Here is a 26,475-nt window from a genome sequence, read left to right on the forward strand (position 1 = left end):
ACAGATCACGAGATCCCCGGCAGACGGGCATCAGCGCAGGTAAGAGGCCCCGTTGAGATCCAGGACGGCCCCGCTGGCCCATTCGGCCTCGCGCGAGGCCAGGTACACGATGGCCGCGGCGATCTCCTCGGGCCGCGCCACCCGCCCGAACGGGCTCTGCGCCCTGATCGCGTCGCCACGCGGCGCCTTGAGGTGCTCGTTGGTCATGTCGGTCTCGACGAACCCGGGCGCGACCGTGGCCACCGCGATGCCGCGCGGCGCGAGGGCGATGGCCAGCGACTGGCCGAGCGCGTTCAGCCCGGCCTTGCTCGCGCCGTACGCCGGGCTGTCGGGCTCGCCCCTGAAGGCGCCGCGCGAGGAGACGTTGACGATCCTGCCGCCCTCGCCCATGTGCCGCAGCGCGCACCAGGCGGTGTTGGCCGCGCCCATCAGGTTGACGCCCAGGGTGCGCTGCCAGGCGTCCTGCCACTCTTCGTACGTCAGCTCCGTGATCGGGTGATGCAGGAACACGCCCGCGTTGTTGACCAGCACGTCGATCCGGCCGCCCAGCGCCTCGGCCGCCGCCTCCACCATCGACCTGACCGCCTCGGGGTCGGCCAGGTCCGCCTGGACCACCGTGTGCCCTTCGCCCGGCAGCGCGTCGAGCAGGCTCGCGGCGTCGCCGGCCGAGTCGCGGTGATGGATGGCGACCCGGTCTCCCCGCTCGGCGAAGGCCGCCGCGACGGCCCGGCCGATGCCCCTCGACGCTCCGGTGACAAGTACTCCACGTCCACTCATCCCCCGCACGATAGGGGACGCTCGGCAAGCGTCTTCCGGCGGCCTAGGATGGACAGCGCCCCCGGAAACCGATCAAGGACAACCGGATGGCCGGGTGGAACGTCCCAACACTCCCGTCCCCTATCAGGAGTCACTCGTGGGATACCCGCCCCCGACGTACCACCGGCCGGCCTATGGGCCGGCTTACGCGCCGCCGCCCGCCACGCGCGACGACAACCTTCCCCTGATCGTGCTGTTCGTGGTCGGCCTGCCGATGCTGCTGTTCGGCGGCGGCGCAGCCCTCGCGCTGGTGCTGACCGACACCGGCGGCGGGCCTTCGGGAAGCTCGGCGACCATGGTGATGCCGTCCAGGGAGCCGCTGGCCGACGCCCAGGAGACCACCCCGGCCCAGACAGACCCAGCCCAGACAGACCCAGCCCAGACCGACCCAGCCCAGACCGACCCAGCCCAAGCTGACCCCGCCCAGACGCAAGCCGGCCAAACCCTTCAGCAGCAGACCGGGCCGGCGGGGCTCGGCGGGTCGATCACGCTCCAGTCCATCGACCCCGCCCTGCAGCTCACCGCGACCGTCAGCCGCGTCATCGACCAGGCCACGCCCGCCACCGAGTTCGTGAAGCCGGCGGCGGGCAGCAAGCTCGTCGCCGTGGAGATGACCTTCACCAACACGGGCCAGACCCAGTTCACCGACTCCCCGCTGCTGAGCGCCTGGCTCATCGACCACGAGAACCGGCAATACCGCCCCAGCGTCAAGCAGATCAGCGAGGGGCAGGACTTCGGCGCGACGGTGTCGATCAGCGGCGGCGACTCGCGCATGGGCGTGGTGGTGTTCGAGGTGCCGCAGGCGGCACGGGCCGCCAAGCTCCAGTACGCGATCAACGCCGGCCTCGGCTCGCAGAAGGCCGAGTGGACACTGGCCTAGCACGTCGGCGGCGCGCTCTGAGCATTCTCTGAGAATTGCTTGCCAAAAATGTCGATCGTCCTGTCAAGCACTTTGTCGTGACGGAGGCGTACATGGCGGACAACCCCCTCGACTATGTGGTGATCGGCGCCGGGCCCGCGGGCCTGCAACTCGGTCACTTCCTCCACAAGTCCGGCCGCAGCTACGTGATCCTCGAGGCGGGCGCGGCGCCGGGCCCGTTCTTCCGCACGTTCCCGCGCCACCGCACGCTCATCTCGATCAACAAGAAGCACACCGGCTGGGACGACCCCGAGCTCAACCTGCGGGTGGATTGGAACTCCCTGCTGTCGGACGACCCGGAGCTGCTGTTCACCCGCTACAGCGACCGGTATTTCCCGCATGCCGATGACATGGTCCGCTATCTCGGCGACTTCGCGCGGGCCTGCGGGTTGCGGATCGAGTACGGCGCCCAGGTGGCCAGGGTGGAGCGGCCGGGTCCCTTCGTGGTGACGGCCGAGGACGGCCGGACGTTCGAGGCGCGGCGGGTCGTCGTGGCGACCGGGGTGAGCAAGCCGAACATCCCGCCCATCCCGGGCATCGAGACGGCCGACCTGTACGGCGACGCGTCCATCGACCCCGCCGACTACACCAACCAGCGGGTGCTCATCATCGGCAAGGGCAACTCCGCCTTCGAGACGGCCGACAACCTGGTCGAGACCGCCGCCGTCATCCACGTCGCCGGGCCGCGCTCGGTGCGGCTGGCCTGGCGCACCCACTACGTGGGCCACCTGCGCGCGATCAACAACAGCATGCTGGACACCTACCAGCTCAAGTCCCAGAACGCGGTGCTCGACGGGCACGTCAGGAACATCGAGCGGCAGCCGGACGGCACGTACCTGGTGAGCGTGGCCTTCGTCCGGGTGGACGAGATCACCAAGGACATCCCGTACGACCGGGTCATCGTCTGCACCGGGTTCCGCTTCGACGACTCGATCTTCGCGCCCGAGTGCCGGCCGGCGCTCGCGTGCGACGGCAGGTTCCCGGCACTGACGCCCGCGTACGAGTCGGTGGACGTTCCCGGCCTGTACTTCGCCGGCACCATCACCCAGTCGCGCGACTTCAAGCGCGGCACGAGCGGCTTCATCCACGGCTTCCGCTACGGCGTGCGGGCCCTGCACCGCGTGCTGGAGTCGCGAGACCACGGGGTGCCGTGGCCGGCCACGGAGCTGCCCGCCGACCCGGCGGCGATGGCGGCCGCGGTGGTCGCCAGGATCAACCGCACCTCGGCCCTGTGGCAGCAGTTCGGGCTGCTGGCCGACGTGATCACACTCGACGGCGGCACCGCCCGCTACTACGAGGAGGTGCCGTACGACCTGCGCGAACACCCGATCGGTGAACACGGCCACTTCTCGATCACCCTGGAGTACGGCCCCGGCCACGACAAGGTGGACCCCTTCGACATCGAGGTCGCCCGGCCGGGCCAGGGCGACGCGGCCCGCGCGCACGAGGGCCACTATCTGCATCCGGTCGTCCGCCACCATCTCCCCGGGCAGCCGGTCGCCGTGCACCACGTGACGGAGAACCTGGAGAACGAGTGGGACTCCCCCGAGGTGCACGTGGAGCCGCTGCGGGCGTTCTTCGCCCGGCGCACGGCCGCGGTCCCCGCGTGATGCGCCCGGCGATGAGCAGCCCCGTCCACGAACCGGCCCGCACCTCGCCGCCCGTCCCGGCGAACGGCCCGCCGCCCGTCCCGCCGCCCGTCCCGCTGAGCGACCCCCGCTACGGCCCGACGCACGGCCCGGTCCGCGCCCCCATGGCCGGGCCGCGCGGCCCGGCCTCCACCCGCCCGCGCGGTCCGATGAGCGGCTGGCGGCTGCGGGACTTCGAGGACGCCGCCCGCGAGCGCCTCGCCCCCGCCCACTACGACTATTTCGCGGGCGGGGCGGGCGAGGAGCTCACGCTGCGCGCCAACGAGGCCGCCTTCGACCGGCTCGCTCTGGTGCCGAGGGTGCTGCGCGGCGCGGGCAAGCCGGAGACCGGCGTGACGCTGCTGAACAGCCGCGCGTCCATGCCGGTGCTGGTGGCGCCGACCGCGTTCCACCGCCTGGCCGACCCGCAGGGCGAGCGGGCGACCGCGCGGGCCGCGGCGGCGGCCGAGACCATCATGATCGTCAGCATGGCCGCCACGGTCGCCGTCGAGGAGGTGGCGGCGGCGGCGCCGGGCGCCGAGCTGTGGTTCCAGCTCTACGTCCAGCCCGACCTGGCCTTCACCGAGCGCGTCGTGCGCCGCGCGGAGTCGGCGGGCTGCACGGCGCTGGTGGTCACGGCCGACTCTCCGGTCATGGGCGTACGCGAGCGCGACGTCCGCAACGGCTTCCACGACCTGCCCGCCCACCTGCACTGCGAGAACCTGCGCGACCTCCCGGGAGGCCCGGTGCGGCCGATCGTGATGTGGCCGGAGCTGTCGTGGGAGCACCTCGCCGTGCTGCGCCGCATGACGGACCTGCCCCTCGTGGTCAAGGGCGTCACGCACCCGGCCGACGCCAGGCTCGCGATCGACCACGGTGCCGCGGGGATCCTGGTGTCGAACCACGGCGGCCGGCAGCTCGACGGCATGCCCGCCGCGATCGACCTGCTGCCGGACGTCGTGGCCGAGGTCGCGGGCGCGGTGCCGGTGCTCATGGACGGCGGGGTGCGGCGCGGCACCGACGTGGTCAAGGCGCTGGCGCTGGGCGCCGCCGCGGTCGGGGTCGGCCGTCCGGTGCTGTGGGGTCTCGCGGCCGGCGGCGAGGCGGGCGTGGCCGGCGTGCTCGGCCTGCTCCGCGCGCAGTTCGAGGAGGCCATGACGCTGTGCGGCTGCGCCGGCGTGGCCGGCCTGAGCCGGGACATGGTTCGGGACGCGGTTCGGGACGCGGTTCGGGACGCGGTTCGGGACGCGGTTCGGGACGCGGTTCGGGACATGGTGCGGCCATGCTGATCGCCGTCGTGCTGCTGGTGGTGGCCGTCCTGGTGAGCCTGCCGTGGTGGCTGCCGCGCCGGGTGGTGGCGCTGCGCGAGCGGGTGTTCGCCCGGATCAACGGCGACGAGGGCGTGCCCGTGCCCGGCGAGCTGGTAGGCGCCGAGCGCTTCCGGGAGCTGTACGCCCACCCGGCAGCGAACGGCCGCAGCAGGGGCGCGGCGCTGTCGGACCTGTTCTGGTACTGGCTGGCCCCCGGCCCCGAGATGCACCAGGAGCACCTGGAGCCGGGCGAGCGGTACGACGCCGTGGCCCGCACCACCCGCGCCCTGCTCGCGGTGCCGAAGGGCGAGGTGGAGGAGCTGGCCCGCCGATGCGCCGTGCGCGGCCTGGAGGGCGTGCGCGGGCTGGTCAGGCTGCGGGACCTGATGATGCCGGTGTGGGCGGAGTTCGCGTACGAGCTGGTCTTCGCCGAGCGCTGCCCGCGCGAGGCCCGCGACCTGATCGCGGCCAACGCCGACGACGTGGTCACCTCGCTCAAGTGCACAGGCCTGCGGCACATGGGCCGCCGCGACCGCCTGACCCGCTACCTGCTGCCCCGCCTGGACAAGGTACGGGTGCCGCTGCCAGGCGGCCTGACCCCGCTGGAGCAGGCGTACTACCTGCAGGGCGCGTTCTTCAACACCGCCGTGGTGCAGCTCAGTGAGGCCATGGCGCATCTGCTGCTCGTCCTCGCCCAGCATCCCGAGGAGCAGGAACGCGCGCGCACGTCCGATGACCGCCACTTCGACCGGGTGATCAACGAGACGCTGCGGCTCTACCCGCTGTTCGGCATCGCCCACCGGATCACCAGCGGCGACATCGCGCTGGACGAGCACACCACGATCCCGGCCGGGTCCGTGCTGTGCTTCAACTACCCCGAGTTCCACCGGACGGGGTTCGCCGACCCCGGCCGCTTCGACCCCGGCCGTTTCGACCCCGGCCGTTTCGATCGGCCGGCGAAGGAGCTGAACCACGTCCCGTTCGGCGTCGCGGCCAACCGGCCGTGCCCGGCCTGGCGGCTGGCGCCGATCGCGATGCGCGCGGTGGCGCGGGAGGTGCTCGGCCGCTACGTCCTCGACTCCTCCGTCAGCCACACCAGATCCCTGCCCAGCCGCGGGCCCTGCCTGCTCACCCCGCGCGGGGCCCCGCACCGGCCCCGGCTGGCGCTGGCGTACCTGCGGGTGCGCGACCGCTGGGAGGACGTCTGGCGCAGCCTCGTCCAGCTCGTGCTCGGCACGTACATGGTGTGGGACGCGCACCGCAAGCGGCTGTGCGAGCGCCACTTCGCCGAGGCCGCCTCCAACCCCCCTGTCGCTTCCGATGCGGAGGACCGGTATGCCCACCCTGGTCATGAACCTGGCGCACGTCGCTCCCTCTGACCCGAACCTCTCCCTGGTGCTCAAGGTCCTGCCCGCCCTCGTCGTCATCCTGATCACGGCGGCGGTCTGCGGCAGGCTGGCCCAGCTCGTGATGCAGCCGCGCGTGCTCGGCGAGATGGTCGCCGGCGTGCTGCTCGGGCCCACGTTGTTCGGCTGGTTGTTCCCCGAGGCGCAGGCCACCCTGTTCCCGCCGGAGGTCCGGCCGGTCCTGTACGTGATGAGCACCATCGGCCTGACCCTCTACATGTTCCTGGTCGGCGCCGGCCTCGACCACAGCGCCGGCACGCCGGGCGAGGCACGCAAGGCGTCGGTGCTGGCCGCGTCGGGCATCCTGCCGTCGCTGCTGCTCGGCGCGGGCGCCGCCCTCGTGCTGTACGATCTGCTGTCCCGCCCGGAGGTGCCGCCGCTGCAGTTCGCCCTGTTCGTCGGGGGCGCGCTGTCGCTGACCGCCTTCCCCATGCTGGCCAGGATCCTGTACGAGCGCGGCCTGGAGAACTCCCCGCTCGGCCGCCTGTCCCTGCTGGGCGCCTCCATCGACGACGCGCTGGCCTGGTGCCTGCTCGCCGTGCTGACGGCCATGCACCTCGGTGACGGCCCTGCGGGGGCGCTGCCGACGGTCGCGCTGACCGCGCTGTTCGCCATCGTCATGCTCAAGGTCGTGGCCCCGCTGCTGCGGCCGATGGGCGACAGCGTCGCGCGCACCGGGCGGCTCGGCCCGACCGGCATGTACGTGGTGATCCTCGTCCCGCTGGCGGCCGGCTGGGTGACGGACTGGATCGGCGTCTACTCCGTCTTCGGCGGCTTCTTCGCCGGCCTCGCCATGCCGCGGAACCCCGAGTTCCGCCAGGTCCTGCACGGCCGCATGATGGAGGTCGTCTCGACCCTGCTGCTGCCGGTCTTCTTCACCTTCTCCGGGCTGAACACCCAGCTCGGCGGCATCACCGGCGGCGCCATGGTGCTGGCGTTCCTGCTGATCCTGGCGGCCGGGTTCGCCGGGAAGTACTTCGGGTGCTCGCTGGCGATGCGCGGGCTCGGGTTCTCGTGGCGGGAGTCGTACGCGGTGGGCGGGCTGATGAACGCCCGCGGCCTGATGATCCTCATCTTCATCAACATCGGGCTCGCCCAGCAGATGATCACCACGGAGCTGTTCTCGATGCTGGTGCTGGTGGCCGTGCTGACCACCGCGGCCGCCCTGCCGCTGTACAAGCTCGCCCTGCCCGAGCGGCTGGAGCTGACCACGAAGGCCGAGGCGCCGGCCGAGCGGCCCGTGGAAGTTCCATCCAACTCTTCGTGATCGCCCAGGTGAGCGGGTGTGGACACTTCTTCTGGAAGGCCAATGAGACGGGTGGATCTGGTTTTTCCGCCACAGTGGTGTAACCGTGGTGCCGTGGCTGGGACTTCAGGCACGGCCGACCCGCCCTCCCGTCGGCTGCTGCTCGTCGAGGACGACCGCGAACTGGGGCCGATGCTGGTCGACCTGTTCACCGAACAGGGTTACACGGTCGATCTGGCGCTGGAGGGACAGCGGGGGCTGCACCTTGGGCTGAGCCGCGCGTACGACGTGCTCGTCGTCGATCGCGGCCTGCCCTCGATGGACGGCATCGACCTGCTGCGGCGGCTGCGGCGGCAGGCGGTCACCACTCCGGTGCTGCTGCTGACGGCGTTCGGCTCGGTGTCCGACCGGGTCACCGGGCTCGACGCCGGCGCGGAGGACTATCTCGTCAAGCCCTTCGACATCGACGAGCTCCTGGCCAGGGTACGGGCGCTGCACCGCCGCAACCTCGACATGGCCACGCTGCTGCCGCTGGGCGAGGGCTGGCTGGACGCGGAGTCGCACATCGTCCGGCTGCCCAGCGGCGAGCAGGTGATGCTGTCGGGGCAGGAGTGCCGGCTGCTCAGCGCGCTGGCCGCGCGCCCGAGCCAGGTGCACACCCGCAGGGCGTTGCGCCAGCAGGTCTTCGACGGGGCGAAGAAGGAGTCGATCGTGGATACCTACGTGTACTACCTGCGCAGCAAGCTGGGCGCGGGCGTGGTGAGCACGGTACGCGGCGTGGGCTACCGCCTGGGCGCGCTGTGAGCGTCATCGCGCCGCACCGCCCGGCCGACCCGGGGCGGCGTCCTGAGCCGGAGCCCGATCCTGGCCGACGCCTGCTGAGACGGGCCCGCCGCCGGGTCACCGTGCAGGTGGCGGGCGCGTTCTCGGTGGTGCTGGCGCTGGTCGGTGTGCTGGTGTGGTGCGCGATGGTGCACAGCCAGGGCACCGCCGCGATGCGCGACCTGGCGGTCACGGCCGCGCGCTCGCCGGTGGCGTACCCGCCGCCCTGCGTCTGGCTGTACCAGCTGCGCTCCGACGGCACCATCACCGCCTCGCCCGGCGCGCCCGCCGAGCTGCCCCTGCGCAGCTCCATCAATCACGTCTCCGGCGGCATGCCCGAGGAGACCGTGCAGGTCACGGTGGCCGGCCAGGAGTATCTCGTGCACACCCGCCGCCGCGGCGACACCATCGTGCAGGCCGCGCTGGACCTGCGCTACCAGGTGTCGGAGCGGCAGCGGCTGCTGCAGACGCTGGTCGGCGCCGAGGTGGCCGGGCTGCTGGCCGCGCTGGTCGTCGGCCAGGTCGTCGCCCGCCGCGCCATCGCGCCGCTGGGCGAGGCGCTGGCCCGGCAGCGGCGCTTCGCCGCCGACGTCAGCCACGAGCTGCGCACCCCGCTGACCCGGCTGAACACCCGCGCCCAGCTGCTGTCCAGGCGGCTGCGCGGCGGCACCGACCCGATCCTGCTCATCGACGAGGCCGATCACCTCGTCACCGGCACCAGGCAGCTCGGCGAGGTGGTGGAGGACCTGCTGTGCTCCGCCCAGTTCCAGCACCTGCGGCGGCCGTTCGGGCCGGTGGACCTCGCCGTGCTGGCCGCCGAGGTGGCCGCGGCCGACGGCGCGCGGGCCGCCGCCCGCGGCGTGGACGTGCAGGTGCGTTGCGACGGGCCCGGCGACCACGTCGTACGCGGCGTCGAGTCGGCCCTGCGCAGGGTCGTCTCCGCGCTGCTCGACAACGCGCTCGGCCACACCGGGCCCGGCGGCCACATCAGGATGCGGCTGTCGTGCGAGCCCGGCGTCGTGCTGCTCACCGTCGAGGACGACGGGGTCGGCCTCGACCCGGCGGACACCGAACGGTTGTTCGGCCGGTTCGAGGGGACCGGGTTCGGGCTGGGGCTGGCGCTCGTGCGCGAGGTCGTGGAGGGCCATCACGGCACGATCACCGCGGACGGGCGGCCGGGCGAAGGCGCGGCCTTCACCGTACGCCTGCCCGCCCACCAGCCCGGACTCACCGCCGAACCCCGCCCCGAACCGGCCTCGAAACCCTGAACACCGGCGGGGCCCTCCGGTGTCGGGCCGGGCCCCTCCCTTCCGGCCCGGCCTGACGATGCGGGCTCAGGCGCCGGACTCCTCCTGCACGGCCTTGAGCACCGCGTCCGCGATCGAGCGCGGGTCCACGCCGAAGTGCTCGCGCACCGACTCGCGGGTGCCCGACAGGCCGAAGCCGTCGGTGCCGAGCGAGGTCCACGGCTGACGTACCCAGGGGGCGATCTGGTCGGGCACCGCCCGCATCCAGTCGCTGACCGCGATCACCGGCCCGCGCGCCCCGGCCAGGGCCTCCTGGACGTACGGCACGCCGGTCGCCGTCATGGCGTTCCTGCGCAGCTCGCTCCAGGAGGTGACCGACCAGACGTCCACGCCGATGCCGTACTCCTCGCGCAGCAGCTCCTGCGCCGCCAGCGCCCAGTGGATGGCGGTGCCGCTGGCCAGCAGCTGCGCCTGCCCGCCGCCCTCGGAGAAGCGGTACATGCCCTTGACGATGCCCTCCTCGACACCCTCCGGCATGGCGGGCTGCGGCTTGGGCTCGTTGTAGACGGTCAGGTAGTAGAACACGTCCTCGCCGGCCTCGCCGTACATGCGCCGCAGGCCGTCGCGGACGATCACGCCCACCTCGTACGCGAACGCCGGGTCGTACGCCATGCACGCCGGGTTGGTCGAGGCGATGAGCTGGGAGTGCCCGTCGGCGTGCTGCAGCCCCTCACCCGTCATGGTGGTGCGGCCCGCCGTGGCGCCGATGAGGAAGCCCCGGCCGAGCTGGTCGGCCAGCGCCCACATCTGGTCGCCGGTCCGCTGCCAGCCGAACATCGAGTAGAAGATGTAGAACGGGATCATCGGCTCGCCGTGGGTGGCGTAGCTGGAGGCGGCGGCGGTGAACGACGCCATCGAGCCCGCCTCGGTGATGCCCTCCAGCAGGATCTGCCCCTCGGTGGACTCGGTATAGGCGAGCAGCAGGTCCCGGTCGACGGATTCGTAGCGCTGGCCGAGCGGCGAGTAGATCTTCGCCGACGGGAAGAGCGACTCCATGCCGAACGTCCTGGCCTCGTCGGGCACGATCGGCACCCAGCGGCGGCCCGTCTCCGGCTCCCGCATGAGGTCCTTCACCAGCCGCACGAACGCCATCGTGGTCGCCACCGACTGCGACGAGCCCTTGGCCAGCTTGTCGAAGGGGCGCGCGTCGGGGGCCGCCAGCGGGTGGTGGGACACCTTCCGCGACGGCACGGGGCCGCCCAGCGCTGCGCGCCGCTCGGCCACGTAGCGGGCCTCGGGCGAGTCGGGGCCGGGGTGCGCGTAGGGGGGCAGGTCGCCGTCGAGCGCGGCGTCGCTGATCGGCAGGCCCAGGCGGTCGCGCAGGTCGCGGAACTCGTCCTGGGACAGCTTCTTCATCTGGTGGTTGGCGTTGCGCGCCTCGACGCCTGCGCCCAGCGTCCAGCCCTTGACCGTCTGGACGAGGATCACCGTCGGGCCGCCCCGGTGGTCGAGCGCGCGGCGGTAGGCGGCGTAGACCTTGCGCGGCTCGTGGCCCGCCCGCGAGCCGCCGACGATCCGGCGCAGCTCCTCGTCGGAGTGGGGCACCTCGATGCCGTGGAACAGCTTCTCGCGGATGTAGTCGCCCGATGAGGCGGCGAACGTCTGGAACTGGCCGTCGGGCGTCTCCGACAGCCGCGCCACCAGCTGGTCGTTCTGGAGCAGCGGGTCCCAGTCGCGGCCCCACAGCGCCTTGACCACGTTCCAGCCCGCGCCCCTGAAGACGCCCTCCAGCTCCTGCACGATGCGGGTGTTGCCGCGTACGGGGCCGTCGAGCCGCTGCAGGTTGCAGTTGATGACGAAGGTGAGGTTGTCGAGGCCCTCGCGCGCGGCCAGGGTCAGCGCCGCCGTGGCCTCGGGCTCGTCCATCTCGCCGTCGCCCAGGAACGCCCACACGTGGGAGGCCGAAGTGTCCTTGATGCCGCGGTTGAGCAGGTAGCGGTTGAACCGGGCCTGATAGACCGCGTTGAGCGGCCCCAGCCCCATCGACACGGTCGGGAACTGCCAGAACCCCGGCATCGCCCTCGGGTGCGGGTAGGACGGCAGGCCGCCCTCCGGCTCCCGCCTGAACAGGTCGAGCTGCTCCTCACTCAGCCGGCCCTCCAGGAAGGCGCGGGCGTAGATCCCAGGAGAGGCGTGACCCTGGAAGTAGACCTGGTCGTGCTCGCCGTGGAAGAAGTGGTTGAAGCCGACCTCGTAGAGCCAGGCGGCCGAGGCGTAGGTGGACAGGTGGCCGCCGAGCCCCAGCTTGCTGCCCCTGGTGATCATCGCGGCGGCGTTCCAGCGGTCGTACGCCGCTACGCGCTCCTCCAGCTCAAGATCACCCGGGTAGTCGGGCTCGTCATCGGTCGGCACCGTGTTGACGTAGCGGCTGCTCGTGGCCAGCCGCCGCAGCAGGAACTCGGCCCGGTCGGGGCCGGCCTCCCGGCGGACGGCTTCGAGCGACTCCAGCCATTCCGCCGTCTCTTGGGGGTCCCAGTCTGTCTCCATACATCCATCCTATGATCGATCATCCCATGTGCGAAGACGGCTAGGATCGTGGCGTGAAACCGGTGGTGAGGGTCCCGCTGCGCGACCGGATCAGATCCTCGATCATCGAGGGCCTGATCGACGGCCGGTGGGCGCCCGGCGACCGCATCGTCGAGCGCCGGCTCGCGGCGGAGCTCGGCGTCAGCCAGGCCCCGGTCCGCGAGGCGCTGCGCGAGCTGGAGACACTGCGCCTGATCGAAACCTCCCCTAACAAGGGCGCGCAGGTGCGCGGCTTCACCGAGGCCGACCTGCGTGAGGTCTACCAGGTGCGAGCCGGCCTCGAGGAGACCGCCGTCCGTCTCGGCCGCCCCTCCCCCGACGCGCTCCGAGACAACCTAGCCCACCTGCGGCAGGCCATCGCCACCGGCTCCCGCACCGACCAGGTCCGCCACGGCGTCGCCTTCCACCGCGAGATCGTCGCGGCGGCCGGCAACGAGGTGCTGCTGGCGGTGTGGGAGTCGCTCGGCGTCGAAGTCTGGACCCACCTGTCGATCCGCCTGCTGGGCCTGCGCCCCCACGAGAACGCCCTGGACCACGAGCCCTTGGTGGAGGCCATCGAACGCGACGACCCCGCCCTCCCCGTCCTGATAAGAAACCACGTCCTCGCCTACGCCCCCTGACACGGTTCCCGGCCCATAGATGCCCGAGGGCGGCTATCCGTTCGGATACATTTCTCCGATCCCGGTACGCCGCCGCGGCTCAGCATGCTCCTAGCCTCTCGGAACGACATGCGACCGACTTTCCCGCATTCGAGCCAGAAATGGGCGCGCTACCGACAGGAGGCGACGTGCAGGTCAACAATTTCGGGCCGGTCACCAACCAGACCAACATCGACCGCGGCCTATCCTTTCCGCAGACCGACATCCAGGCGGGAATCGCACAGCTCCGCGAGCTGATCGCCGCCGGATCCATTCCGCAGGCGATCGGGACGGAGGTCGTCACCGAAGTCGAGCAGAGCCTGAATGACGCGGACGGGCAGCCGACCGGCCGCCTCAAAGCCTCGCTGCAGAGGCTTCGGGACATGCTGGCGGCCGGGGGCGCCTCCGCCGACGACGTTGCCAAGGTCGCAGGCGCGATCACCGCGGTATCGGGAATCGTCGGCGGGTGAGATGACCGATCTCGCCGGCGACAGGGATACAGCCGTTCCCGATCCCGACCGAATGCACGTCAACAACTTCGCCGCGGTCGAGACCCAGCAGAACAGTTTCTATGCCGAAAGCCGCGCACCGCAGGATCATCTGGACGCCGCGCGCCGAGCGCTGGCCGAACGTCAATGGGAACAGGCCTGCAAGAATTACGCCGACTATCACGAGCGCGAGCCGTCGGCCACACCCAGGAGAATGGCCGACACCCGCACCGAGTACGCGTTGGCGAAGTTTCGGGGAAGGCGTCCTCGCGCTCATCCGGATCAGACTCAGAGCGAGATTCAGGCACTCCTTCTCAAGGCACGCGACCTCGACCCGGAGTCGCCGGCGGCCGCCGTTCTCATGGCCATCTGCGACGAGGATCTCGATCACGCCTTCGCGAGCGAGGCCGGCCCCTCAGAGGAGGCCCGGAAGGCGAGCGCCGACCTCGACCTGGAGTGGGCGCGGCGCATCGTCACGACCGTCACGGTCCATGAATCACCCACATGGCAGGCGCTGGACCGGCGGATCCATCCTGGAGGCACCGTACCGATGCGCGTCCCTCCGCTCAGCGACGAGGAACGAGCCGAGCGCATGCATCGCATGGGCACCCTGTTCACACCGCCTCCGGCGGTTCCCGTGCGGGAGCCGCGGGTGAATCCGCTCTACGGGATTCTCCCGCTGGCCGGCGGGATCACGATCATCTGGGTGGCCATGACACTTCTGACCGCCTACCCGGACCCTCTTCGCTCGCTGCTCTCGCCGGCTCCCTATATCGGCATCACCGGCCTCGCGACCACCCTTCTCGGCGGCTGGTCGACCTGCGGGGCGACGTTCTCCAACTGGAGGAACAACCACGCGTTCAACCGCGCCATGGACGACTACAGGGAGAAGCTGCGCGTCTACGAGGACGCCCTCCCCACAGATGGGCAGATCAGCCGATGGTTGCGGCATGACGTCGAAGTGGTCGTCGATCGCGCGCTGGCCCGCTTGGGCATCGTGATGGAGGAGTTGCACAGCACCGGACGCATCACCGAGCCGCTCGTGATCGTCGGCCCCGCCGATCCTCCGAAGACCAAGCTCATACGCCATCATCGGGTCGGGAACGGCTACGTCGCGTCCCGCTACACCGTCTTCGTCGTGTGCATGGCGGATCAGAAACTAGGCGCGTACCGCACGGTGCTGGACTCCGTGACCGGCCGGCGCGAGCGGGAAGAACAGACCAGCGAATACCGCTATCGGGACATCGTCTCGGTGAATGTGAGGACGGTCCGGCTGGATCTTCCTCCGGACGCGAAGAAGACCGAGGACGCCGAGCCGACCTACACGTTCGTGGATGCACCGGAGAAGAACACCCTGGCAGAACGGTTCACGCTCATCGTGCCAGGGGACCGGTTCACGGTGACGACCAAGGTCAGCACGGATGACGGGCAGGGATCACGCGTCGACTTCTCCCGGGCCGACCGCGCACTGGCCGCCATACGGCGACGCATCGCGGCCAGCACCGTGCGAACGTGACCGGCACCCACACTCAAGGGGAACGAGCGTCTAACCGCTCCGGACGACAGCATCGAGCAGGCCAGGCTGTTCTACCGGGGTAGTCGTAGGCGGGGGCGCCAGGGCTGTGCGCAGGACCCGACCACCGGCGCTTCCTCCCCGAAAGCGGGCTCGTCCTTCGACCGCGCGCCCTTGGCCTTGCCAATCAGCTGCACTTCGGGGGCCACCTGGCGGAGACCGTCCGCCTCGGCGGTCACGTACCCGGACGTCGTGCGCCCGCACCGGCGGCACCTCATCGAGCGCCCGCAGTCCCGAGGAACCGTGAGCCACTCAGAAGATCAGAAAGGCCGCTTCCCGACTCGGAAGCGGCCTTTGAGCTGGTGGGCGATACTGGGATCGAACCAGTGACCTCTTCGGTGTGAACGAAGCGCTCTCCCGCTGAGCTAATCGCCCGCCCTGCCGGCCCCTTGCGGTTCCGACGGGGAAAACCATACCGCACTCCGGGACGTACGGCGAAACCAATAGCCCGGGGAGGCCCGCCGTGGGCCGCGTCAGAGGGATTCGGGTGAAACGCGGCGGTTGCCCACCGGCGCGGCGGGCGTGTGGCATACCATCGTCCTGTCCGGGAAGCATCGGCCACGATCTTCGGCCAGGATCTTGAGCGGGAAACGTTCATGGACGGTGCGTCCGGGGCAGGCTCCACAGCACGCAAAACCCTTGTAAATACGACCCGATTGATGCCGTTTAGCCTGGTAGATGCCTAAATGTCCAGCTGTGATGTGCGTTACAGAAGGCCCCTGGGGCGGAATCTTTCCTACAGGTTTCTTCGTTCCGCGTCATAGCTCCGGACGAAGTCCGTCAGAGCAGTGAAAGCCCCGAAGAGGGGACCTACGACGAAAAGGTTTGGCTGACGATGAACAGCACCACCGTCTCCGCCGAGCTTGGCCTTCGGCTTGTGGTCCCCGACCGTACTACCGTCCCCCTGCTCGCCGGGCTGAGCTACACAGCCGACGACCCGTACGCCATCCGCATGGCCTTCCACGTAGGGAACGACGAGCCGGTCGAGTGGATCTTCGCCCGCGAGTTGCTCACCGTGGGCATCGTTCGGCGTGTCGGTGACGGCGACGTGCAGGTGTGGCCCGCGCGCGCCGACGGCGAGCGCACCCTGCACATCAGCCTCACCTCCCCGTTCGGGCAGGCGTTGTTCGAGGTGCCGCTGGCCCCGCTCACGGAGTTCCTGCACCGCACCTACGAGAAGGTCCCGGCCGGCCGCGAGACCGACTACATGGACCTGGACGCCGAGCTGACCAACATGCTCTGGCCCTCCTGACCGAAGAAGGCGGCACGTCGTCCGGCGATCTCCCCCAGGAACGCCGGACGTGATCATGCAGGGCCCCCTTACGCCGGCAGCGACTCCAGCACCCGTCGCATCCGTGCGATCTCGATGCTCTGCCCCGAGTAGACGTCCTTGGCGAGCAGCCGCATGCGCTGGTCGCGCCCGCCGGCCAATTGCTCGCCGGCCATCTTGACCGCGCCCTCGTGGTGGCGGGTCATGAGCTGCAGGAACAGCCGGTCGAAGGCGCCGTTCCTGGCGCCCCGCAGCGCGTTCAGCTGCTCCTGGGTGGCCATCCCGTACGCGGCTCCCTGCGTGTGGTCGTGACCGGCCGGGGCGCGGCGCCCGAGCTCGGCGAGCCAGTTCGTCATGACCTTGATCTCCGGCGTCTGGGCGGCGGAGATCTGGCGGGCCAGCGAGCGGATGCTCCCGGTCGTCGTACGGGCCTCGACCAGCGCGGTCATCTCCAGCGCCTGGCGGTGATGGGGGATCATGCCCTCGGCGAAGCGCACGTCGGCGGCGACGGCGGACGACGGCGTGCGCCCGACCCGCTCTCCCGGCCGGGCGGTGCGGGCGGGAGCCCCGGGGCTGCCTGGCACGATCACCGGCGCCTCGGTGCCCACGGGTGACGGCCCGGCCGGCGCGGGAGGCTCCTGCGCACATCCCGCAAGGGCAAATGTCGCCATAAGTGTGATGATTACCGTACGCGTCCCCGATCCTGCTGACATAGCTTCCATAGTGAGCTACGAGACAAAGGGGATGCGCGTTGATCTTCGCCATGTCGCGCGGTACCAAGGTGCGCGGCACCACGCTGCGGGCCACGCTGGTGTCGGCGGTGCTGGTCCTGGCCTCCGCCTGCGCCGCGGCGCCCGCCGCCGAACCGGGAGCGGCGTCCTCCGCCGAGCCCGCGCCGGCCACGACCGGATCCCGGGAGGGCGGCACGTCCTCGGACGGGAGCGGCGCGCAGACCAGCCCCAATGTCCGGCATGTCGCCAACGTGCCGCGGACCGCTCCGCTGAACGGCGAGGAGGACTTCAACACCGACCTCGCCTTCCAGGGCGACTACGCGTACGTGGGCAACTTCGGCGGCTTCGCGATCTACGACATCGGCGATCCGGAGCGGCCCAGGGTGGTCAGCCAGGTCTCCTGCCCGGCCCAGCAGAACGACGTGACGATCCACGGTGATCTGCTGATCCTGTCCATCGACGAGCCGCGCGCGGGCCCCGAGTGCGACGCCGCCGACGGCCCCCGCGCGTGGGAGGGCCTGCGGATCTTCGACGTCAGCGACAAGCGGAGCCCGCGGTACGTCGGCGCCGTCCAGACCGAGTGCGGCTCGCACACCCACACGATGGTCCCGGCCGGTGAGACGCTCTACGTGTACGTCTCCTCGCCCGGCCCCGAGCCCGACTCCCCCACCTGCCCGGCCCCGCACGAGCTGCTGCAGATCGTGGAGGTCCCCCTGGCGGCCCCGGAGAACGCGAAGGTGGTCGCCAAGCCGAACCTGTTCCCCGACCGCGCGGCCAGCGACCTCGGCTCCGGCTGCCACGACATCACCGCCTACCCGGAGAAGAAGGTGGCCGCGGCGGCCTGCTTCGGCGACGGCGTGCTGCTCGACATCAGCGACCCGGTCAACCCGCGGGTGCTGCAGGAGCTCACCGACACCGAGAACTTCCAGATCTGGCACTCGGCGACGTTCAACAACGACGGGACGAAGGTCGTCTTCGGCGACGAGCTGGGCGGCGGCAGCCAGGCCACCTGCGACCGCAACACGCCGCAGACCAAGGGCGCGAACGCCATCTACGACCTGGTGGACGGTCGGCTGGAGAAGCGCGGCTACTTCAAGATCCCGCGCGAGCAGCAGCAGAACGAGAACTGCGTGTCGCACAACGGCTCGCTCATCCCGGTGCCGGGCAAGGACGTCATGGTGCAGTCGTGGTACCAGGGCGGCGTGTCCATCTGGGACTTCACCGACTCGGCGGCCCCGAAGGAGATCGGGTTCTTCGACCGCGGGCCGTTCCCGGGCGACGGCATCGCGGGCACGTGGTCGGCGTACTACTACAACGGCTACATCTACTCCAGCGACATCAGGGCCGGCCTGGACGTGCTGAAGATCCACGACCCGCTCACCGACCCGGCCGCGAAGGTGAAGATGGACGACTTCAACGTCCAGACGCAGCAGTCGTACTGACCCGCGCGGTCAGGCGGGCCGGCAGGACGACGAGCGCCCGGCGGCGCGGGCGATGGCGGCGCCGTCCAGCGTGACGGCCGTGGGTGCGATGCGGGCCCACGGCCACTCCATGGTGAGCGGCGGCTCGTCGGGCGGTATGCGAAACGGTCCGGCCCCGCCGCGCGTCACGACGGGGCGGCCTGGGTCACGGGTTGAGGTCGGCGGCGGAGCGCTCGGCGAAGATCCGCATGGCCTTGGTGGTGATGGGGCCGGGGGCGGCGGGCAGCTCGGTGTCGTCGACGAGCTTGATCGGCTGCACGTCGCGGGTGGTGGAGGTGAGGAACGCCTCGTCGGCTTCGTACAGGGCCTGGAGGGGGACGTCCGCCTCTTCGGCGCCGCACCATTCGAGCACCAGCGCGCGGGTGACGCCGGCCAGGCAGCCGGAGGCGAGGGTGGGGGTGAGCAGGCGGCCGTCGCGGACGACGAAGATGTTGGAGCCGGTGCCCTCGCAGAGGTCGCCGGCCAGGTTGCCGAAGATCGCCTCGCCGCCGCCGCGCCGCTTGGCGTGCAGCAGGGCCTTGGCGTTGTCGCCGTAGGAGGTGCTCTTGACGCCGGCCAGGGCGCCGCGCTCGTTGCGCGGCCAGGGGACGACGGCGACGTTCGCCGTGGCGGGGAAGGGCTTCTGCTCGTCCACGATGACGACGCTGGTGGTGCCCTGGTCGCCGCGGTCGGAGCCGAGGGGGCCGGGGCCGCTGGTGTAGGTGACGCGGATGCGGCCCAGCTCCCAGGCGGGGGCGGCGTCGAGCAGCTTGTCGATGCCGGCGGCGATGGCCTCGACGTCGGGCTCGGGCAGGTCCATGCGCTGGGCGGAGAGGGTGAGCCGATCGAGGTGGCGGGTGAGCGCGAACGACCTGCCGTTCATGATCTTGATGGTCTCGAAGACGCCGTCGCCGACCATGAGCCCGTGGTCGAAGACCGAGACGGTGGCCTCAGCGGGGTTGATCAGCTCCCCGTTGACCCAGACAGGGATGTTCATGCAGTTTCCTCCTGTGATGCCAGCGCGATCAGCCTGGCTGCCTTGAGCTCGGTCTCGAGCCATTCGCGCCCGGGGTCGCTGCCCCAGGTGATGCCCGCTCCCGTGCCGAACCGGATCTCGCCGGCCGAGATCTGGAATGTTCTGATGCCTACGGCCAGCGCCGCCCTGCCTCGGTCGGCGTCGACCCAGCCCACGGCCCCACAGTACGGGCCGCGCGGTGCTGGTTCGAGCTCATTGATGATGCGCAGGGCCGACGACTTGGGCGCGCCCGTGACGGACCCGGGCGGGAACGTCGCCTCGAACAGCTCCGGCCAGCCCGCGCCCGCCTGGAGCCTGGCGCGCACGGTGGAGACGAGGTGGACGGAGCCGGGGTACTCCTCGGCCACGCACAGCGCGGGCACCTCGACCGAGCCGACCTCGGCGACCCTGCCCAGGTCGTTGCGGACCAGGTCGACGATCATGACGTTCTCGGCGTAGTCCTTGTCGAGCAGGTCGGCCTCGGTGACGCCGGTGCCCTTGATCGGGCGCGACTCCACGACGTCGCCGTCGCGCGACAGGTAGAGCTCGGGCGATGCCGTGACGACGCTCAGGCCGGGCAGGCTGATCACGCCGCCGTACTTCGCCGGGTTGCCCGCCGCCAGCCGGGCGGCCAGGGCGAGCGGGTCGGCGTCGGGGGCGAGCGGCGCGGTCAGGACGCGGCAGAGGTTGGCCTGGTAGACCTCGCCCTGCTCGATGTAAGCGCGGATGGCCTGGACGCCTCGCTCGTACGCGGCGCGGTCGAGCGAGCTGCGCCACTGGTCGGGACGCGGGCCGCGCCACGGCCCCGAGGGTGTGGGCAGGGGCGCCGGGCGGACGTGGTCGAACCGGGCGCACGTCACCTTGCCCTCGTAGTCGACGACGACGGCCCACCAGCCCTCGCCGTCGAGCGCGGCGAGGTCGGAGGTCACGTCACGCAGCCCGGTGGCGAGAACGTGTCCTAAGTGGGCGTAATCGCGGTACACATCTCCCATTGTCCCAGCATTTCGACCAGCTCCAGCGCGGCGGGCAGTGGCGTATCGGGCAGGGCCGCGTAGACCTTGCGTGCGGGCTCCGTACCCCTGAGGGGTTTGAGGACCAGCCCGGCCGGTACGGCTCCCGCCGCCAGCTCCGGCACCAGCGTCACCCCGAGCCCCGCCGCGACGAACCCGAACTTGCCCGACCATTCGGCCACCCGCAGCCCGCCGCGCGGGGTGAACCCGGCCGCCGCGCACGCCCGCAGCAGCAGCGTCGGCTGGCCGCGCGGGGCGGCCTCGATCCAGGTCTCCTCCGCGAGGTCGCGCAGGTCCACGTCGGGTTCGGCGGCCAGGCGGTGCCGGGCGGGCAGCGCGACGAGCAGCCGGTCGGCCAGCAGCGGGACCGTACGCGTCTCCTCGGCGGGCAGCCCGGCCGGGTAGTCGCTGATCACCGCCACGTCGAGCGCTCCGGCGTGCAGCCGCTCGACCAGCGGCGCGCTGAGCCCCTCGGTCAGGCGCAGCTCGACGCCGGGCCGCCGGGCCGCGAACCGCCTGAGCGCGTGCGGCACGAGCGCGACGTTGGCGGTGGCGAACGAGCCGACCCGCAGCTGCCCGCCCTCGCCCCGGTGGATGGCGGCCAGCTCCTCGCCGGCCCGGCCGAGCCGGTCGAGCACGGCGACGGCGTGCCGGTGCAGGGCCGCGCCGGCGGGGGTCAGGCGGACGCCGCGCGGCAGGCGTTCGAACAGCGGCCCGCCCGCGGCGCGTTCGAGTGCGGCGATGCGCCGCGAGAGCGCCGACTGGGTGTAGCCGAGCAGCTCGGCGGCGGCGGTGATGGACCCGCTCCGCGCCACCTCGTCGAACAGCCGGAGCGCGCCGGTGTCGAAGGCATTCGTGTCGGGCATGGCAGCCATGCAATCAAGTTGTTGGTGGAATACCAAACGGTCGGCTTCACTCGGAGCCGTGATTGCTTTTCTGGGACAGGGACGCATGGGCGTCCCCATGGCCCGGCGACTCGTGGACGCCGGGCACAAGGTGACGACGTGGCGGCGGGCGGACGGCCCTGTGGCCGCCGCCGTGGAGGGCGCGGAGCTGGTCATCACCATGCTCAGCGACCCGGCCGCGGTCCGCGAGGTGCTGACGGCCGCGCGACATCGGCTGCGGCCGGGAGCGACCGTCGTGGAGATGTCCACGATCGGCCCGGAGGCGGTGCGCGAGCTGCGCGCGCTGCTCCCGCCGTCGGTGAACCTGGTGGACGCGCCGGTGCTGGGCAGCGTGGGGCCCGCGGCCGACGGCACGCTGACCGTGCTGGCCGGCGGTGACGTCTCGGGGTGCCGGGAAGTGCTGTCGATCTTCGGGCAGGTGCGCGAGCTGGGCCCGCTGGGGGCGGGCGCGGCCATGAAGATCGCCGTCATGAGCGCGCTCGTGCCCGCCCAGGTGCTGCTCGCCGAGACGTTCGCGTACGGGGAGGCGCACGGCGTGGATCGCGACGCCCTGGCGGACGTGCTGGGAGCGACCCCGCTGGGCGCGCTGGCCGAGCGGCTGCGCTCCCCGGCCGCGCAGACCCGCTACTCGCTCGGCCACGCGGCCAAGGACCTGGCGCTGGGCGCCTGGCAGGACGCCACGCTGGCCACCGCCGCCCGCGCCCGCCTCCAGGAGGCCGAGGCGGCCGGCCTGGGCGGCCACGACCTGACGGCCATCGCCACCCACCTCGCCGGGCCGGTGAGCGGGGCGGCCGTCCATCGGGCGGTGCCGCTCAACCTGCCGACGATCCCCGCCACGAACGGCGCGTACTCGCACGCCACCCGCGTCGGAGACATGCTCTACATCTCCGGCCAGGCCGCCTTCGACGAGCGCGGGCAGGTGGTCGGCGAGACCATGGAGGAGCAGGCCGAGCACGTCTTCCAGGTCATCGCGCGGATCCTCGAGGACCAGGGCGCGACGTTCGGGGACGTGGCGTTCATCCGCACGTATCTGACGGACATGGACGACCGTCTCGCCTACGGCGCGGTGCGCCGCCGCTACCTCACCGGCACTCCCCCGGCCAGCACGACGGTGGAGGTGTCGAAGCTGTTCATGCCGGGGTTGCGCCTGGAGGTGGACCTGATCGTGGCCCTGCCGCACCGGTAGGGGGTCAGTCCAGCGGCCCCGTCACGGACTCGGCGGCGGCGACCACGCCGCCCTCGGCGACCAGCCGGACCGCGGCCTCGATCTCGGGGGCCAGGAACCGGTCCGGGCCGGGGGCGGGCACGGTCTCGCGCAGCGCCCGTACGACGGCGGCCGTGGCGGGCGCGGGCTCCAGCGGGGCGCGCAGGTCGATCGCGCGGGCGGCGGTCAGCACCTCGACGGCCAGCACCCGGGTGAGCCCGTCCACCGACTTGCGCAGCTTGCGGGCCGCCGACCAGCCCATGGAGACGTGGTCCTCCTGCATGGCCGAGCTCGGGATGGAGTCGACGCTGGCGGGCACGGCCAGCCGCTTGAGCTCGGAGACCAGGGCGGCCTGGGTGTACTGGGCGATCATGTGGCCTGAGTCGACGCCGGGGTCGTCGGCGAGGAAGGCCGGCAGGCCGTGGTTGCGGGCCACGTCGAGGAACCGGTCGGTACGCCGCTCCGCCATCGAGGCGAGGTCGGCGGCCACGATCGCGAGGAAGTCCAGCACGTACGCCAGCGGCGCCCCGTGGAAGTTGCCGTTGGACTCGACCCGGCCGTCGGCCAGCACGGCCGGGTTGTCCACGGCGCTGGCCAGCTCCCACCCGGCGACGGAGGCGGCGTGCGCGATCGTGTCACGGGCCGCGCCCGCCACCTGCGGGGCGCAGCGCAGCGAGTACGCGTCCTGCACCCGCGTGCAGGCGGCCGGGTCGCGATGGCTGGCCATGATGCCGGAGCCGCGCAGCACCTTCACCATGTTGGCGGCCGAGCGCGCCTGGCCCGGGTGGGGGCGCAGCTCCTGCAGCTCGGGCGCGAACACCCGGTCGGTGCCGAGCAGCGCCTCGACGCTCATCGCGGCGCTCACGTCGGCGGTCCTGACCAGCTTGGTGAGGTCGTGGATGGCGAGGATGAGCATGCCGAGCATGCCGTCGGTGCCGTTGATCAGCGCCAGGCCCTCTTTGGCGGCCAGCTCGACCGGGTCGATCCTGGCCTGCTTGAGCGCCTCGGCGGCGGGCCGCACCGCGCCCGACGCGTCCCTGACGACGCCCTCGCCCATGAGCGTCAGCGCCACGTGCGCCAGCGGCGCCAGGTCGCCCGAGCAGCCGAGGCTGCCGTACTCGTGCACGATCGGCGTGATGCCCGAGCTGATGAGCGCGGCCAGCGTCTTGGCGGTGGTCGGCCTGATGCCGGTGTGGCCGGTGGCAAGGGTGTGCAGGCGCAGCAGCATGAGGGCGCGCACCACCTCGGTCTCCACCTCGGGGCCGCTGCCTGCCGCGTGCGAGCGGACGAGGGAGCGCTGGAGCTGGGCGCGCAGCGCCGGGTCGATGTGCCGGGTGGCGAGGGCGCCGAACCCGGTGGAGATGCCGTAGTGGGGGACGGGGGTCTCGGCGAGCTCGTCCACTCGCTGCCGGGCGGCGGCGATGGCGGCGACGGCGTCGTCGCTGAGGCGTACGGGGGCGCCGTGGCGGGCCACCCTGATGACGTCGTCGAAGGTCAGCGGTTCTGGGCCGACGGTCACGACTTCGTTGTCGCGCATGGTGCGTCTCTCTCGCTTAGGTAACCGGCGTACCCGATGTTAGCTCCTTACTTCCGAAGAGTTCCTCCAGCCCCTGCCGTCCCGCGTCGGTCAAGGTCACGGCCCTCGGCACGGGGCCCCTGCGCAGCCAGTCGCGCTCGAACAGCACCTCCGTGATCGCCGCGCCGAGCGCGCCGCCGAGGTGCGCCCTGCGCTCGGTCCAGTCCAGGCATTCGGGCGCGAAGCGCCGCCGCGACCTGCGCGTGCCGGCGACGTCCACGCCGAGCCGCGACAGCAGCCGCTCCCCCTGCCCGGTCAGGTCGTGGCCGTCGTAGTGGCCGCCGTCCTTGAGCCGGTCGAGCAGGCTCACCCCGGCGCGGCCCGCGAGGTGGTCGTAGCAGGTGCGGGCCTCCTCCAGCTGCCTGGCCTGGCGCGACTGGCGCAGCGAGCGCACCGGCGGGCGGGCGCTGATCCGCGCCAGCACCTCCAGCACCTCGGCGATCTCGTGCCCGGCCAGGCGGTAGTAGCGGTGGCGGCCCTGGCGGACCACGGCCACCAGCCCGCCGTCCAGCAACCTGGCGAGATGGGCGCTCGCGGTGGCGGCGCTCACCCCGGCCATTCTGGCCAGCTCACCGGCGGCCAGCGCGCGCCCGCCGAGCAGCGCGGTCAGGATCGCGGCCCGCGCCGGCTCCGCGATCAGCGCGGCAACGGGCGCGATGTCGGCGTCTGCGGCGATGTGTTCCATGCCTCGACGCTAGTACGGCGACACTTCGCTGCGCATCGAAGGGTTACCGCTTGCCCAAAGCCTTGCGGAGCATGTCGCGGGCCCGGTCCATGATCGCCATGGGCGTGCCCACCAGCACGTTCTTCGTCATCGACTCGGTGCCCGGGTGCGGGCGGGTCGGCGCCATCGACTCCGCCGCGCGCACGGCCGCCGCCATCGTCCGCCGCTCCGCCACCGACGTCCGCGCGCGCAGCTTGGCGAACTCGTAGCGCTCCTCGCTGCGGGCGTGCGCCGTCACCGCGGTACGCAGCTCCGCCAGCCCCTCCCAGAACCGCGCGTCGTCCACGCCCGCCTTGTGCAGGTCGAGGAGCAGGCGCTTGGCCTTGTTCTCCTCGGCCAGCCGGTCGGCCACCAGGCCCTGGCCGTTGTCGAGCTTCCTGCGCGCGTACGGGTGGACGATCTCCTCCTCGGCGGTCTCGTGCACCGACAGCAGGCGCGTCAACCGCTCGAACGCCTCCCCGACCTTGTCCGGAGGCGCCTGCTCCACCTCGTCGAACAGGTCCCTGATCCGCCCGTGCTGGGCCATCAGGAGCTCGATGACATCGTGTTCAGCCACGTGTTCAGCCACGTCGAGCGCCCTACCCCGGCGCCGTCCCGGCACGCGCCGGCTTACCGAACGCGGGCGCTTCGAGCACCGAACGCGGAGGTTGCCCGGCACGGGCGCGGGTACGCGCAGCACCATGTCCTTCGACCCACTCCAGGAGCGGGGTATCCCGCTGGACGAGCAGCTGCGCGGCTGGCGGGAGCTGAACGTCACCCCGATCGACCCCGACGCCGCCGATCCTTACACGCGGTGCCGGATCATCACGATGAACGGCATCGAGGTCGAGGCCGTCATGTTCAGCCACCACCTGGCCAGGCACTGCGCCGACCTCGAGGTCGAGCGGCAGCTCGCGCGCGTGCGCTACATCGAGGCGCAGCAGCAGAAGGCGGTCAACTGGCTGCTGCCGGGCTCGTCGTCGGTGCTGGAGACGACGATCGCGTACGAGCAGGTCGCGGTGGACCTGACGGCCTGGGTGGCGCGGATGGAGCCGGATCCGTACCTGAAGCAGGCCTACCAGTTCGGGGTGCTGGAGGACTTCGACCATCTCTACCGCTACGCCAACCTGTACGAGATGATCGAGCGCCGCAAGGCGGAGAAGATCGTCGACCAGCTCACCGAGGTCATGCCGGGACGGCCGACGTACCAGCATCATCGCGACCCGATCGACAACGTGCGCCGGCCCTACGAGCGCCGCGAGACCGAGCCGCTGTCGCGGCTGCACGCGCTGACGATCATGGCGGCCGAGCAGCAGACCATGAACTTCTACATGAACGTCGGCCCCACCTACATGGAGCCCATCGCGCGGCAGCTCTACCAGGAGATCGGGCTCATCGAGGAGGAGCACGTCACCCACTACGAGTCGCTCGTCGATCCCGGCGAGAGCTGGTGGGAGATGCTGCTCAACCACGAGTACAACGAGTGCTACCTCTACCACTCGTTCATGGAGACGGAGTCCGAGCCCAAGGTGCGCGCGATCTGGGAGCTGCACCTCATGATGGAGCTCGAACATCTGCGGCTGGCCGCCGAGCTGTTCAAGCGGTTCGACGGGCGCGACCCCGACCAGGTGCTGGCGCCCGCGCTGCCGCCGCCCGTGACGTTCGAGCCGAACAAGGGCTACCTGCGCGACCTGCTCACCACGCAGGTGGACGTCATCACCCTGGGCACCGGCTACGTGCGCGAGGCCCACGAGCGGTTCACCCGCATGCAGGAGGCGATCATGGGCGGGGAGCAGCCGCCGTCGGAGCGGGTCATCGAGCACAACCGGGCGATCAACGGGCGGGAGTACCGGCTGGAGACGGAGGGCCCGCATCCGGTGGGCGTGCGGCTCACGCCGTAGGTGTTCGGATTCCAGTTTGGG

23 protein-coding genes and 1 tRNA gene are annotated in these 26,475 nt (G+C 71.5%); 14 read left to right on the forward strand and 10 right to left on the reverse strand.

Going from position 1 to position 26,475, the window contains the following annotated elements; all coding sequences use genetic code 11:
- Nucleotides 1-30 precede the first annotated feature (30 nt).
- On the reverse strand, nucleotides 31-777 hold the full coding sequence (locus AB0K12_RS05925) for an SDR family oxidoreductase (RefSeq protein WP_364555972.1): 747 nt from the start codon (nucleotides 775-777) through the stop codon (nucleotides 31-33).
- 136 nt (nucleotides 778-913) lie between these two features.
- Here AB0K12_RS05925 and AB0K12_RS05930 point away from each other — a divergent pair, with 136 nt between their 5' ends.
- The 7 genes from AB0K12_RS05930 (at nucleotide 914) to AB0K12_RS05960 (ending at nucleotide 9,415) form a co-directional block, all read left to right on the forward strand.
- On the forward strand, nucleotides 914-1,696 hold the full coding sequence (locus AB0K12_RS05930) for a DUF4352 domain-containing protein (protein ID WP_364555974.1): 783 nt from the start codon (nucleotides 914-916) through the stop codon (nucleotides 1,694-1,696).
- A gap of 92 nt (nucleotides 1,697-1,788) precedes the next feature.
- Nucleotides 1,789-3,345 carry an NAD(P)-binding domain-containing protein gene (locus AB0K12_RS05935; protein ID WP_364555976.1) on the forward strand — a complete coding sequence of 519 codons (1,557 nt, stop codon included), beginning with the start codon at nucleotides 1,789-1,791 and terminating at the stop codon, nucleotides 3,343-3,345.
- Nucleotides 3,346-3,356: 11 nt separating this feature from the next.
- A complete protein-coding gene (locus AB0K12_RS05940) occupies nucleotides 3,357-4,652 on the forward strand; it encodes an alpha-hydroxy acid oxidase (RefSeq protein ID WP_364555978.1) in 1,296 nt (431 codons plus the stop codon).
- Nucleotides 4,646-6,052 carry a cytochrome P450 gene (locus AB0K12_RS05945; RefSeq protein WP_364555980.1) on the forward strand — a complete coding sequence of 469 codons (1,407 nt, stop codon included), beginning with the start codon at nucleotides 4,646-4,648 and terminating at the stop codon, nucleotides 6,050-6,052. Before AB0K12_RS05940 ends, AB0K12_RS05945 begins: the two co-directional genes overlap by 7 nt.
- A complete protein-coding gene (locus AB0K12_RS05950) occupies nucleotides 6,009-7,346 on the forward strand; it encodes a cation:proton antiporter (protein ID WP_364555982.1) in 1,338 nt (445 codons plus the stop codon). The genes AB0K12_RS05945 and AB0K12_RS05950 overlap by 44 nt, the downstream gene beginning before the upstream one ends.
- A 93-nt stretch (nucleotides 7,347-7,439) precedes the next feature.
- Nucleotides 7,440-8,129 (forward strand): response regulator transcription factor, encoded by a 690-nt coding sequence (locus AB0K12_RS05955; RefSeq protein ID WP_364373584.1) that lies wholly within the window; start codon nucleotides 7,440-7,442, stop codon nucleotides 8,127-8,129.
- The gene (locus tag AB0K12_RS05960) at nucleotides 8,126-9,415 is read left to right on the forward strand and encodes a HAMP domain-containing sensor histidine kinase (RefSeq protein WP_364555985.1); all 1,290 of its coding nucleotides are present in this window, start codon (nucleotides 8,126-8,128) and stop codon (nucleotides 9,413-9,415) included. Before AB0K12_RS05955 ends, AB0K12_RS05960 begins: the two co-directional genes overlap by 4 nt.
- Before the next feature lie 66 nt (nucleotides 9,416-9,481).
- On the opposite strand, the gene aceE is transcribed toward AB0K12_RS05960, so the two are convergent.
- Nucleotides 9,482-11,941, reverse strand: coding sequence for a pyruvate dehydrogenase (acetyl-transferring), homodimeric type (gene aceE / locus AB0K12_RS05965; protein ID WP_364555987.1), 2,460 nt, complete (start codon nucleotides 11,939-11,941; stop codon nucleotides 9,482-9,484).
- 62 nt (nucleotides 11,942-12,003) lie between these two features.
- On the opposite strand from aceE, the gene AB0K12_RS05970 reads away from it, so the two are divergent.
- The 3 genes from AB0K12_RS05970 to AB0K12_RS05980 all read left to right on the forward strand — a co-directional run bounded on the left by AB0K12_RS05970 (nucleotide 12,004) and on the right by AB0K12_RS05980 (nucleotide 14,622).
- Nucleotides 12,004-12,600: a GntR family transcriptional regulator gene (locus AB0K12_RS05970; protein WP_364557700.1), complete on the forward strand. Its 597-nt coding sequence runs from the start codon at nucleotides 12,004-12,006 to the stop codon at nucleotides 12,598-12,600.
- A gap of 167 nt (nucleotides 12,601-12,767) precedes the next feature.
- Entirely contained in the window at nucleotides 12,768-13,088 is a 321-nt protein-coding gene (locus tag AB0K12_RS05975; RefSeq protein ID WP_364555989.1) for a hypothetical protein, read from the forward strand.
- Between the two features lies 1 nt (nucleotide 13,089).
- Complete coding sequence (locus AB0K12_RS05980) at nucleotides 13,090-14,622, forward strand: hypothetical protein (RefSeq protein ID WP_364555991.1); 1,533 nt, start codon at nucleotides 13,090-13,092, stop codon at nucleotides 14,620-14,622.
- A gap of 357 nt (nucleotides 14,623-14,979) precedes the next feature.
- On the opposite strand, the gene AB0K12_RS05985 is transcribed toward AB0K12_RS05980, so the two are convergent.
- A tRNA-Val gene (locus tag AB0K12_RS05985) sits at nucleotides 14,980-15,054 on the reverse strand.
- Between the two features lie 460 nt (nucleotides 15,055-15,514).
- On the opposite strand from AB0K12_RS05985, the gene AB0K12_RS05990 reads away from it, so the two are divergent.
- Nucleotides 15,515-15,931: an SsgA family sporulation/cell division regulator gene (locus AB0K12_RS05990; RefSeq protein ID WP_103958541.1), complete on the forward strand. Its 417-nt coding sequence runs from the start codon at nucleotides 15,515-15,517 to the stop codon at nucleotides 15,929-15,931.
- Nucleotides 15,932-15,999: 68 nt separating this feature from the next.
- Here the strand turns inward: AB0K12_RS05990 and AB0K12_RS05995 are convergent, their stop codons facing one another.
- A complete protein-coding gene (locus AB0K12_RS05995; RefSeq protein ID WP_364555993.1) occupies nucleotides 16,000-16,620 on the reverse strand; it encodes a DUF305 domain-containing protein in 621 nt (206 codons plus the stop codon).
- A 92-nt stretch (nucleotides 16,621-16,712) separates the two neighbouring features.
- Here AB0K12_RS05995 and AB0K12_RS06000 point away from each other — a divergent pair, with 92 nt between their 5' ends.
- Nucleotides 16,713-18,122, forward strand: coding sequence for a hypothetical protein (locus AB0K12_RS06000; RefSeq protein ID WP_364555995.1), 1,410 nt, complete (start codon nucleotides 16,713-16,715; stop codon nucleotides 18,120-18,122).
- A gap of 184 nt (nucleotides 18,123-18,306) precedes the next feature.
- Here AB0K12_RS06000 and AB0K12_RS06005 read toward each other — a convergent pair whose 3' ends face one another.
- From AB0K12_RS06005 to AB0K12_RS06015, 3 genes are read right to left on the reverse strand one after another with little or no spacing between them, the layout of a single operon-like run.
- Nucleotides 18,307-19,137: an aminotransferase class IV gene (locus AB0K12_RS06005; protein ID WP_364555997.1), complete on the reverse strand. Its 831-nt coding sequence runs from the start codon at nucleotides 19,135-19,137 to the stop codon at nucleotides 18,307-18,309.
- Nucleotides 19,134-20,147, reverse strand: a complete 1,014-nt coding sequence (locus AB0K12_RS06010) for a chorismate-binding protein (RefSeq protein ID WP_345386444.1) — start codon at nucleotides 20,145-20,147, stop codon at nucleotides 19,134-19,136. Before AB0K12_RS06010 ends, AB0K12_RS06005 begins: the two co-directional genes overlap by 4 nt.
- Nucleotides 20,114-21,031: a LysR family transcriptional regulator gene (locus AB0K12_RS06015; RefSeq protein ID WP_364556000.1), complete on the reverse strand. Its 918-nt coding sequence runs from the start codon at nucleotides 21,029-21,031 to the stop codon at nucleotides 20,114-20,116. The genes AB0K12_RS06010 and AB0K12_RS06015 overlap by 34 nt, the downstream gene beginning before the upstream one ends.
- Before the next feature lie 7 nt (nucleotides 21,032-21,038).
- Between AB0K12_RS06015 and AB0K12_RS06020 the strand changes: the two genes are divergently transcribed.
- Nucleotides 21,039-22,256 (forward strand): Rid family hydrolase, encoded by a 1,218-nt coding sequence (locus AB0K12_RS06020; protein ID WP_364556002.1) that lies wholly within the window; start codon nucleotides 21,039-21,041, stop codon nucleotides 22,254-22,256.
- Between the two features lie 4 nt (nucleotides 22,257-22,260).
- On the opposite strand, the gene hutH is transcribed toward AB0K12_RS06020, so the two are convergent.
- The 3 genes from hutH to AB0K12_RS06035 are packed head-to-tail and all read right to left on the reverse strand — an operon-like array spanning nucleotide 22,261 to nucleotide 25,130.
- The gene (hutH, locus tag AB0K12_RS06025) at nucleotides 22,261-23,811 is read right to left on the reverse strand and encodes a histidine ammonia-lyase (protein ID WP_364556004.1); all 1,551 of its coding nucleotides are present in this window, start codon (nucleotides 23,809-23,811) and stop codon (nucleotides 22,261-22,263) included.
- Between the two features lie 16 nt (nucleotides 23,812-23,827).
- Nucleotides 23,828-24,535, reverse strand: a complete 708-nt coding sequence (locus AB0K12_RS06030; protein ID WP_364556006.1) for a helix-turn-helix domain-containing protein — start codon at nucleotides 24,533-24,535, stop codon at nucleotides 23,828-23,830.
- A gap of 43 nt (nucleotides 24,536-24,578) precedes the next feature.
- A complete protein-coding gene (locus tag AB0K12_RS06035) occupies nucleotides 24,579-25,130 on the reverse strand; it encodes a hemerythrin domain-containing protein (protein WP_355414258.1) in 552 nt (183 codons plus the stop codon).
- A 124-nt stretch (nucleotides 25,131-25,254) separates the two neighbouring features.
- Between AB0K12_RS06035 and AB0K12_RS06040 the strand changes: the two genes are divergently transcribed.
- The gene (locus AB0K12_RS06040) at nucleotides 25,255-26,454 is read left to right on the forward strand and encodes a hypothetical protein (RefSeq protein ID WP_364556009.1); all 1,200 of its coding nucleotides are present in this window, start codon (nucleotides 25,255-25,257) and stop codon (nucleotides 26,452-26,454) included.
- Nucleotides 26,455-26,475: the final 21 nt, after the last annotated feature.

The sequence above is a fragment of the Nonomuraea sp. NPDC049419 genome, from assembly GCF_040676995.1.
GTDB classification, from domain to species: Bacteria; Actinomycetota; Actinomycetes; order Streptosporangiales; family Streptosporangiaceae; genus Nonomuraea; species Nonomuraea salmonea.

Excerpts from the sequence above, each read along its gene's own strand:
- aceE (WP_364555987.1), bottom strand. The coding sequence starts at position 11,941 with ATGGAGACAGACTGGGACCCCCAAGAGACGGCGGAATGGCTGGAGTCG.
- AB0K12_RS06030 (WP_364556006.1), bottom strand. The coding sequence starts at position 24,535 with ATGGAACACATCGCCGCAGACGCCGACATCGCGCCCGTTGCCGCGCTG.
- AB0K12_RS05950 (WP_364555982.1), top strand. The coding sequence starts at position 6,009 with ATGCCCACCCTGGTCATGAACCTGGCGCACGTCGCTCCCTCTGACCCG.
- hutH (WP_364556004.1), bottom strand. The coding sequence starts at position 23,811 with ATGCGCGACAACGAAGTCGTGACCGTCGGCCCAGAACCGCTGACCTTC.
- AB0K12_RS05995 (WP_364555993.1), bottom strand. The coding sequence starts at position 16,620 with ATGGCGACATTTGCCCTTGCGGGATGTGCGCAGGAGCCTCCCGCGCCG.
- AB0K12_RS06015 (WP_364556000.1), bottom strand. The coding sequence starts at position 21,031 with ATGCCCGACACGAATGCCTTCGACACCGGCGCGCTCCGGCTGTTCGAC.
- AB0K12_RS06010 (WP_345386444.1), bottom strand. The coding sequence starts at position 20,147 with ATGGGAGATGTGTACCGCGATTACGCCCACTTAGGACACGTTCTCGCC.
- AB0K12_RS06020 (WP_364556002.1), top strand. The coding sequence starts at position 21,039 with ATGCAATCAAGTTGTTGGTGGAATACCAAACGGTCGGCTTCACTCGGA.
- AB0K12_RS05990 (WP_103958541.1), top strand. The coding sequence starts at position 15,515 with ATGAACAGCACCACCGTCTCCGCCGAGCTTGGCCTTCGGCTTGTGGTC.
- AB0K12_RS05925 (WP_364555972.1), bottom strand. The coding sequence starts at position 777 with ATGAGTGGACGTGGAGTACTTGTCACCGGAGCGTCGAGGGGCATCGGC.
- AB0K12_RS05980 (WP_364555991.1), top strand. The coding sequence starts at position 13,090 with ATGACCGATCTCGCCGGCGACAGGGATACAGCCGTTCCCGATCCCGAC.
- AB0K12_RS05940 (WP_364555978.1), top strand. The coding sequence starts at position 3,357 with ATGAGCAGCCCCGTCCACGAACCGGCCCGCACCTCGCCGCCCGTCCCG.
- AB0K12_RS05945 (WP_364555980.1), top strand. The coding sequence starts at position 4,646 with ATGCTGATCGCCGTCGTGCTGCTGGTGGTGGCCGTCCTGGTGAGCCTG.
- AB0K12_RS06000 (WP_364555995.1), top strand. The coding sequence starts at position 16,713 with ATGTCGCGCGGTACCAAGGTGCGCGGCACCACGCTGCGGGCCACGCTG.
- AB0K12_RS06040 (WP_364556009.1), top strand. The coding sequence starts at position 25,255 with ATGTCCTTCGACCCACTCCAGGAGCGGGGTATCCCGCTGGACGAGCAG.
- AB0K12_RS05935 (WP_364555976.1), top strand. The coding sequence starts at position 1,789 with ATGGCGGACAACCCCCTCGACTATGTGGTGATCGGCGCCGGGCCCGCG.
- AB0K12_RS06005 (WP_364555997.1), bottom strand. The coding sequence starts at position 19,137 with ATGAACATCCCTGTCTGGGTCAACGGGGAGCTGATCAACCCCGCTGAG.